The organism is Nocardioides sp. J9 (genome assembly GCF_007829375.1).
GTDB lineage: Bacteria > Actinomycetota > Actinomycetes > Propionibacteriales > Nocardioidaceae > Nocardioides.
The window spans coordinates 34021-40938 of the sequence record NZ_VLJQ01000088.1 but is presented as its reverse complement, the minus strand read 5'-3'; the positions used below and the strand labels follow the sequence as shown (position 1 = coordinate 40938).

At 72.4% G+C, this 6918-nt stretch carries 6 protein-coding genes; 4 read left to right on the top strand and 2 right to left on the bottom strand.

Annotated features, from left to right (window positions below; all coding sequences use genetic code 11):
• On the bottom strand, positions 1-717 hold a 717-nt coding region (locus L615_RS14990; RefSeq protein WP_145725633.1), incomplete at its 3' end, for an NYN domain-containing protein.
• A 43-nt stretch (positions 718-760) separates the two neighbouring features.
• Positions 761-1699: a LysR family transcriptional regulator gene (locus L615_RS14985; RefSeq protein WP_145725594.1), complete on the bottom strand. Its 939-nt coding sequence runs from the start codon at positions 1697-1699 to the stop codon at positions 761-763.
• Between the two features lie 141 nt (positions 1700-1840).
• Here L615_RS14985 and L615_RS14980 point away from each other — a divergent pair, with 141 nt between their 5' ends.
• The 4 genes from L615_RS14980 (at position 1841) to L615_RS14965 (ending at position 6913) form a co-directional block, all read left to right on the top strand.
• On the top strand, positions 1841-3103 hold the full coding sequence (locus tag L615_RS14980; RefSeq protein ID WP_145725593.1) for an acyl-CoA dehydrogenase family protein: 1263 nt from the start codon (positions 1841-1843) through the stop codon (positions 3101-3103).
• Between the two features lie 10 nt (positions 3104-3113).
• Complete coding sequence (locus tag L615_RS14975) at positions 3114-4412, top strand: acyl-CoA dehydrogenase family protein (RefSeq protein ID WP_145725592.1); 1299 nt, start codon at positions 3114-3116, stop codon at positions 4410-4412.
• 150 nt (positions 4413-4562) lie between these two features.
• A complete protein-coding gene (gene sfnG, locus L615_RS14970; RefSeq protein ID WP_145725591.1) occupies positions 4563-5663 on the top strand; it encodes a dimethylsulfone monooxygenase SfnG in 1101 nt (366 codons plus the stop codon).
• Entirely contained in the window at positions 5663-6913 is a 1251-nt protein-coding gene (locus tag L615_RS14965) for an SfnB family sulfur acquisition oxidoreductase (protein ID WP_051486244.1), read from the top strand. The genes sfnG and L615_RS14965 overlap by 1 nt, the downstream gene beginning before the upstream one ends.
• Positions 6914-6918: the final 5 nt, after the last annotated feature.

Genomic DNA, 6918 nt, shown 5'->3' with positions numbered 1-6918 from the left:
GACGCGGACGCCGGTGCCGGTGCTCTCGGTGGTCAGGTAGGGCTGGGACTCCACGAGGGGGAGCAGGCGGGGGAAGCCGTAGTGGCGGGGGTCGAAGGACGGGCTGGCCGTGCGGAGGTAGTTGCCCAGCGCGCCCAGGTCGACCCAGCCGTCGTCGCCGGAGGCGTTGTTGACGCCGCGCACCAGCAGGCTCTGCAGGTTCGGCAGCGGCGGGTCCTCGGCGGCCTCGGCGTCCACGGCGTCGTCGGCGTCGTCGGCGTCGTCAGCGTCGTCGGGAGGGGAGTCCTTGCCGAGCACCTCGAGGTAGATGAAGGTGTCGCAGGCCGCCACGAGCGACTGCGGGGTCTTGCGCAGGCCCAGGCCGTAGACGGTGAGGCCGGACTCGCGGATGCGGGTGGCCAGCCGGGTGAAGTCGCTGTCGCTCGACACCAGGGCGAACGCGTCCAGGTTCCCGCTGTAGAGCAGGTCCATCGCGTCGATGATCAGTGCGGAGTCGGTGGAGTTCTTGCCGGTCGTGTAGGCGAACTGCTGGACCGGCACGATGGCGTGGTGGTTGAGCTCGCCCTTCCAGCCGCCGAGCTGCGAGGTGGTCCAGTCGCCGTAGGCGCGCTTGACCGTCGCGACGCCGTACTTGGCGATCTCCTCCAGCAGTGCCTCGGCGTGCCGGGGCGAGGTGTTGTCGGCGTCGATGAGCACGGCGATGCGGGTCGCGGTCATGTCGCCATCATGGCCGACCCGCCCCGCAGCCCCGTGCAGGGCGTCAGGAGGCGGCGCCGGCCTTCGCCTCGGCCCTCGAGGACGCGCGGTACTCCGCGGCCCGGGTCGCCAGGGCGTTCTGCAGCTCGCGCACGGGCAGCGGCTGCTGCAGCGACCGGCGCTGGCGCAGCTGGAGGGTGACCGTCGTCTGGTTCCCGGCGATCGGGCGGGGCTCGATCATCCCGACGCGCTGGAGCGGGCAGCCGATGACGGAGTAGTCCGGGAGCACGGTGACGCCGACGCCCTCGGCGACCAGCGCCTTGCCCATCTCCGCGCCGTCGGTGCTGTGCGCCGCCGGCGGCACGTCCGGGCCGAACGCGCGGTGCACGTAGCGGTGCATGACGTAGCCGGCGCGCATCATCACGAAGCGCTCGTTGCGCAGCTCGTCGAGGGTGACCTGCGGGCGGGCGAGGAGGGCGTGCCCCGCCGGCAGCACGGCGACCGGCCGGCCGTGCAGGAGGTCGACGCCGTCGAGTCCGATCGGCGGGTCGTCGCCGTCGAGCACGTTGACCAGGCCGAGGTCGAGGGTGCCCTCGGCCAGCTGCTCGTCGATCTGCGCCTGCTGCAGGGTGAGCACCTCGACGGTGGTCCCCGGGTGCCGCTCCTGGAAGGCCCGCACCGCCGGCACCAGCAGGGTCGAGGTCGCGGCGTGCACCGTGCCGACCCGGATCACGCGGGTGTCGGTGCGCTGGTCACCGGCGGCGGCGCGCAGCCGGTCGACGGCCGCGAGCACCTCGGTCATGTAGGGGAGCAGCTCCCGGCCGTCGCGGCTGATCCGGGCACCGGAGCGCCGGCGGTCGAGCAGGGTGACCCGCAGCTCCCGCTCGAGCTTGGTGATGGCCTCGCTGAGCGCCGGCTGGGAGAGGTGCAGCTTCTCGCTGGCCCGCCGCAGCGAACCGTGCTGCGTCACCGCCGCGAGGTACTCGAGCTGTTCGATCCGCATGGGTGCTGCCTTTCACGTCCATCGGCGACGCCGTGGGTCGAGGGGGTTGTTCCCGGAAGTAAGTCAAGTAAGTCTGTAGACAAACGTTAACACGACGGACCCGGCCGTGCCGACCGTCTCGACACGAGGAGACACGCCCTCATGACTGCCGACCTCACCTCCCCGACCGGCGCCACTGCCGGCGCCGCCCCCGGAGGCTGGACCGACCGACCGACGACGCCCGAGGGCTGGGTCGAGCGGGCGCGCCAGGTGGCCACCACGCTCGCCGCCGACGCCGTGCAGCGCGACCGCGCCCTCGCCGTACCGACCGCGGAGGTGCAGCTGCTCAAGGACTCGGGCCTGGTCACCCTGCTCGGACCGGTGGAGCACGGCGGGGCCGGCCAGGACTGGACCACGGCGCTGCGCGTGATCCGCGCGGTCAGCGCCGGCGACGGGTCGATCGGACAGCTGCTCGGCTACCACCTGCTGTGGTTCTGGGCCGTGCGGCTGGTCGGCACGCCGGAGCAGGTCGCCGCCGTCGAGGAGCAGGCGACGAAGGAGCAGTGGTTCTTCGGTGGTGCGGTCAACCCGCGCGACGCCGACCTGGTGATCACCGACGAGGGCGACGAGATCGTCTTCCGTGGCGAGAAGTCCTTCTCCACCGGCGGTCGGGTCTCCGACGTCACCGTGCTCGAAGGTGTGCTCGACGGCACCGACAAGCACGTCTTCGCGATCGTGCCCACCCAGCAGCCCGCGATCCGGTTCAAGGGGGACTGGGACAGCCTCGGCCAGCGGCTGACCGAGAGCGGCGGCGTCGTCATCGACGGCGTCCGCGTGCCGTGGGAAGCCGCGGCCGGCTACGTGCGGACCGCGAACGGCTGGGAGTTCCAGCCGCGTGTCTACAACACCCTCAACGTGCCGCTGATCCAGATCATCTTCGCCAACATCTACCTCGGCATCGCCGAGGGGGCGCTCGCCACCGCGGCGACCTACACCCGCGAGAAGACCCGGCCCTGGCCCTACACGCCGGACCTCAAGGAGACCGCGACCCAGGAGTTCTACATCCTCGAGACCTACGGCGAGCTGCGCTCGAAGCTGTGGGCCGCCGAGGCGCTCACCGAGCGCGCGGCCACGCTCATCGAGGCGATCAACGCCCACGCCGACACGGTCACGCCCGAGGAGCGCGGCGAGGTGGCCGTGCTCATCGCGGCCGCCAAGCAGGTCGCGATCGACACCGGCCTCGAGATCGGCACCCGCGTCTACGACGTCACCGGCGCCCGCGCGACCGCGAGCTCGGTCGGCCTCGACATCTTCTGGCGCAACATCCGCACCCACAGCCTCCACGACCCGGTCGCCCACAAGCGGGCCGAGGTCGGGCGCTACGCGCTGCTCGGCGAGCTGCCCGAGCCGACCTGGTACACGTGAGGAGGCCGCGATGAGCACCAGTGACGACCGCGCCCGGCTCGAGGAGCTCCGGGCGGCGTACCAGCCGCTGCTCGCCGAGATCGGCGCCGGCTCGCTGCAGCGCGAGCTCGACGACGTCCTGCCCGACCAGGAGGTCCGCCGCCTCAAGGAGAGCGGCTTCGGGGCGCTGCGCGTCCCGACCGGGTACGGCGGCCGCGGGGTCTCGATTCCAGCACTCACGCAGCTCTGGATCGACCTCGCGGCCGCGGACAGCAACCTGCCGCAGGCCCTGCGCGGGCACGCCGCCCTGGTCGAGGACCGGCTGTGGCAGCACGCGCAGGGCCGCGACCAGCGGGAGTGGTTCGACCGCTTCGCCGCCGGCGAGATCGCCGGCAACGCCTGGTCCGAGGTGGGCGCGACGGCGATCGACACCCAGCACACCGTCCTGACCGCGCAGTCCGACGGCAGCTACCGGCTGACGGGCAGCAAGTTCTACACGACCGGCACGATCTACGCCGAGTGGGCCGACGTCTACGTCCGGCGGGTCCGCGAGGGCCACGACGACGACTTCGCGATCGCGATCGTCGACACCCGCGACCCTCAGGTCACCGTCACCGACGACTGGGACGGCTTCGGCCAGCGGGGGACCGGCAGCGGCACGACCACCTTCGACGGCGCGGTCGTCCCTGCCGCGAACGTGCTGCCCTTCGGGGAGCGCTTCCCGTACCAGACGGCGCTCTACCAGCTGAACCTGCTGGCGGTCCTCGCCGGCATCGGACGGGCGGCGGTGGCCGACTTCGTCGACCACGTGCAGCGCCGCGAGCGCAACTACTCCCACGCCAACGCGGCGCGGGTGCGCGACGACGCGCAGGTGCTGGCCCGGATCGGTGAGGCGTCCGCCGCGGTGTACGCCGCCGAGGCGGCCACGCTTCGGGTCGCGGAGACCATCCAGGCCGTCGCCGACCTGGCGCCGGTCGCGGCGAGCGCGCCCGAGCAGGTGGCGGCTGCCAACGAGCGGGCCGAGGTCGAGTCGTCGGCGGCGCAGGTCGTCGTGACCGATCTCGTGCTCGGGCTGACGACCAACCTGTTCGACACCCTCGGCGCGTCGGGCACGGCGATCAGCAAGGGCCTCGACCGGCACTGGCGCAACGCGCGCACGGTGTCCTCGCACAACCCGCGCATCCTCAAGGCGCGGGTGGTCGGCGGCCACCTCGTCAACGGCACGCCGCCGCCGTACGCCTGGGCCATCGGCCGGACCCCGGCGGGCGCCGCCGTCGACGCGGCTGCGGCTGCGGCTGCGGCCGAGGCCCCGGTGCCGAGCCCGGCCTGACGGTCCGGACGCAGGGTGCAAGGCCCTGCCTGTCGCGGGGTCGCCGGTTCCACGGAGCCGGCGGCCCCGTTCCGATGCCTGTTCCACTCCTTCTCCGGTAATGTCTAGCGAACTACTCGACTTAGTTCCTCCGAGACCAGAGGTACCGCCATGAACGACCAGATCTTCGACCCCGAAGCCTTCGCCCAGCCGCTCAAGTTCGCCTACTGGGTCCCCAACGTCAGCGGGGGCCTGGTGGTCAGCAAGATCGAGCAGCGCACGGACTGGGGCTACGACTACAACGTCGAGCTCGCCCGCCTGGCCGAGAACAACGGCTTCGAGTACGCCCTGTCCCAGGTGCGCTACATCGCGTCGTACGGCGCGGCGTACCAGCACGAGTCGACCAGCTTCAGCCTCGCGCTGCTGCTCGCGACCGAGCGGCTCAAGGTGATCTCCGCGGTCCACCCGGGCCTGTGGCAGCCGGGCGTGCTCGCCAAGCTCATCGCCACCGCCGACCAGATCTCCGGCGGCCGCGCCGCGATCAACGTCGTCAGCGGCTGGTTCAAGGACGAGTTCACCAAGCTGGGCGAGCGCTACCGCCGCGCCGAGGAGTTCATCCGCTACGTCCGCGAGATCTGGACCTCGGACCACGCCGAGCTCAACGGCGACTTCTACCGCCTCCACGACTTCGACCTCAAGCCGAAGCCGCTGAGCTCGCCGGACCGCCCGCACCCCGAGATCTTCATGGGCGGCAACTCCACCGACGCCCGCGGCATGGGCGGCCGCGTGACCGACTGGTACTTCGCCAACGGCAACACCCCCGACGGCATCGCGGAGCAGGTCCGTGACGTCAGCGACGTGGCCACCGTGCACGGCCGCAAGGTGAAGTTCGGCGTCAACGGCTTCTTCATCGGCCGCGACACCGAGGCCGAGGCCCGCGACGTGCTGCGCGAGATCATCGACAAGGCCGACCGCGAGGCCGTCGAGGGCTTCGGCGCCGCCGTCAAGCAGGCCGGCCAGAGCACCGGTGACAAGAAGGGCATGTGGCAGGACTCCGAGTTCGCCGACCTGGTCCAGTACAACGACGGCTTCCGCACCGGCCTGATCGGCACGCCCGAGCAGATCGCCACCCGGATGATCGAGTACAAGAAGCGCGGCGTGAACCTCTTCCTGCTCGGCTTCCTGCACTACCTCGAGGACGTCGAGTACTTCGGCCGCGAGGTGCTCCCGCTGGTCCGCGAGCTCGAGGCCGCGGAGCTGGAGCGGGTCTGATGTCGCTCACGTCCATCGCGCCCGTCGACGCCGTCGCCCCGGCGTACGTCGACCCGGCCACCCACACCGCCGACTCGGCGATCGCCGCGGCGGCCGACCTGGCCGTCCGGCTCGCCGAGGGCTCGGCCCGGCGCGACCAGGAGCGGATCCTCCCGGTCGCGGAGGTCGATGCCCTTTCAGCCGCCGGCCTGCTGGCCCTCACCGTCCCCGTCGAGCACGGCGGCCCCGGGCTCGGCGCCACCGTGCTGGCCGAGGTCGTGCGGCTGCTCGCCACCGGCGACCCCAACGTGGCCCAGATCCCGCACAGCCACTTCGTCTACGTCAACGCGCTGGTCGAGCAGGGGACCGAGGAGCAGAAGCGGTTCCTGCTCGGTGAGGTCGTCGCCGGCAAGCGCTTCGGCAACGCGCAGTCCGAGGTCCGGAGCAAGCACGTACGCGACCACGCCACGACGCTGCGTCCCGACCCCGAGCGCCCGGGTGACTGGGTGCTCGACGGCGAGAAGGGCTACGCCACCGGCGCCTACCTCGCGCACTGGATCCCGGTCCTGGCCCACCTCGACGAGGGCGGCCCGCTCGCCGTCGCGTGGGTCGGCCGCCACGCCGAGGGCGTCACGGTCATCGACGACTGGGACGGGCTGGGGCAGCGCACGACCGCGAGCGGGACCGTCCGGCTCGAGGACGTCCGGGTCGCGGCGGACCGCGTGACGCCGTACCACCTGACGTTCGAGCGACCCCAGGCCTACGGCTCGTTCGCCCAGCTCCTGCACGCCGCGATCGACGCCGGCATCGCCCGCGCCGCGATCCGCGACGCCGCCGCGTTCGTGACCACGAGGAGCCGGCCCTACCCGGACGCGCTCGCGCTCTACGACACCGACAGCGCCGCCGACGACCCGCTGGTCGTCCAGGCGTTCGGCGAGGTCGAGCTGCAGGTGCGCGGCGCCGAGGCGCTGCTCGCCGAGGCCGGCCGGGCCGTCGACCGCGCCCGGGCCGACCTCACCGCGGAGACCGCGGCCGAGGCCAGCCTCGCGGTGTCCGCGGCGCGGGCCGCCACCACGGCGGCCTCGCTGGAGGCGGCCAGCCGCCTCTTCGAGGTGGCCGGCACCCGGTCGGCGCTCAGGACCCTCGACCTCGACCGCCACTGGCGCAACGCCCGCACCCACACCCTGCACGACCCGGCCGCGTGGAAGGTGCACCACCTCGGCCGCCACGCCATCGACGGCACCCCACCCCCCAACCACGGCCAGATCTGATCCAC

Coding starts and splice junctions, on each gene's coding strand:
- L615_RS14965 (WP_051486244.1), top strand. CDS start 5,663: ATGTCGCTCACGTCCATCGCGCCCGTCGACGCCGTCGCCCCGGCGTAC.
- L615_RS14985 (WP_145725594.1), bottom strand. CDS start 1,699: ATGCGGATCGAACAGCTCGAGTACCTCGCGGCGGTGACGCAGCACGGT.
- L615_RS14975 (WP_145725592.1), top strand. CDS start 3,114: ATGAGCACCAGTGACGACCGCGCCCGGCTCGAGGAGCTCCGGGCGGCG.
- sfnG (WP_145725591.1), top strand. CDS start 4,563: ATGAACGACCAGATCTTCGACCCCGAAGCCTTCGCCCAGCCGCTCAAG.
- L615_RS14980 (WP_145725593.1), top strand. CDS start 1,841: ATGACTGCCGACCTCACCTCCCCGACCGGCGCCACTGCCGGCGCCGCC.